The organism is Dyella monticola (assembly GCF_003363155.1).
GTDB lineage: Bacteria > Pseudomonadota > Gammaproteobacteria > Xanthomonadales > Rhodanobacteraceae > Dyella_B > Dyella_B monticola.
Map to the genome: position 1 here is coordinate 1 of NZ_QRBE01000034.1, position 1,592 is coordinate 1,592.

Below are 1,592 nucleotides of genomic sequence, written 5' to 3' on the forward strand. Positions count from 1 at the left end.
TCCAGACGCCGATCAGCTTTTTAAGTACGCGCGTTATCTGGAGAAGAAAAAAGGTCCCAAGGACTTCAACGCCGTCGCGCGCTACTACCGCATTGCTGCCGCGTACGGGCACTACAAGGCCAACCACAACCTGCAAGTGCTGGTGTCCGAAGGTTTAGCCGACTCTCCCAACCGGCACGGGGAAACCATCGCCCTGGCTCAGCAACTGATCAAGGATGGTGTCCCCGGCGGTTACTACGACATGGCGTATTACCTGGAGCTAGGCTACGGCGTGAAGCAGGATCAGGAGCTGGCGCTGCGCTATTACCGCAAGGCGGCGGATTTAGGTAGTCCTGAAGCACAGTTTTTTGTGGCTAAACAGCTAGCACCCGCCGACATCGCACCGAGTATTGCGAGGCAGATGCGCGAATGCGCAGCCGCGCAAGGACATGGTGAGGCAGCCAATGCATTAGGTATTAACTTGCAGGACCACTCGTTCTATGCCGAAGCCGTTCAGGCATTTCAGCAGGGTGTAGCAACGGGAGATGCTCAGTCAGCATATTTTCTGTCGCAAGCTTTCCTACCCGCCCGGGACGGCGATCGTCCCCCTGCAGAACAACTTTACTTCGTGAATTTGGCGACAGACAACGAACGTTCCCGTCGTTACGGGATAATTTCCGACTTCCTTGCGGCCAACGACGGCCGCAATCCCAAAGTGCCGGACATCGACCAGATCGTGCCGCTGCCACCCGCACCCCTTCCGCCCTGGGATGGCACGTTCCAATGGCAAAAAGAGCAGGAACAGATTCCGTCCCAACCCTCGGATGAGCTGATCGAGCGGATGAGCAAGTCCAAGCACCTCGATCCCGCCACCGGTTTGCCGTTGCCGCCGCCGCCGAAAACGGCCTTGGGTACGAAAGTAAAAACCGGCCTGCGTTGCCCGGAAAGCGGGCAATGGTGCATCCGCATCGAAGAGGGCCTGGTGCTGCACAAACGACGCTTCCGCAAGGGCGATGTGCTGCCTACGTATCGCCGCTACCAACCCCGCTGGCTTAGCCTGTTGGACGATATCTTCGGCATGCGCTACCAGGACATCGAGGTTGTCTGGGAATTGGTGCGTCATGCCGATCACGTATCGTGAAAGGCCACGCATGCGACGAGCGAGCGTGTGTTGCGCATCCATGGCTGTATTCCTGTTGGCGCTGCTCACCGCCTGCTCCAAGGAATCGTCATCCTCGTCCGATCTGGTTGCCCTCAAGGCCACGCTCGCGTTCACCTGCTCGCACGAAGCGGACCGCCTGCCACCACTGAATCCAGACGCCGATCAGCTTTTTAAGTACGCGCGTTATCTGGAGAAGAAAAAAGGTCCCAAGGACTTCAACGCCGTCGCGCGCTACTACCGCATTGCCGCCGCGTACGGTCACTACAAGGCCAACCATAACCTGCAAGTACTGGTGTCCGAAGGTTTGGCTGACTCTCCCAACCGGCACGAGGAAACCATCGCCCTGACCCAGCAACTGATCAAGGATGGTGTCCCCGGTGGTTACTACGACATGGCGTATTACCTGGAGCTGGGCTACGGCGTGAAGCAGGATCAGGAACTGGCGCTGCGC

Annotated in this window: 2 protein-coding genes; both read left to right on the top strand. The window is 58.3% G+C overall.

The features are described 5' to 3' along the window. Window positions 1-1,120 (top strand): SEL1-like repeat protein (locus tag DWU98_RS21470; protein ID WP_230474989.1); only part of this gene is annotated, 1,120 nt, incomplete at its 5' end. 40 nt (window positions 1,121-1,160) lie between these two features. Then, on the top strand, window positions 1,161-1,592 hold a 432-nt coding region (locus tag DWU98_RS21475; protein WP_484488898.1), incomplete at its 3' end, for an SEL1-like repeat protein.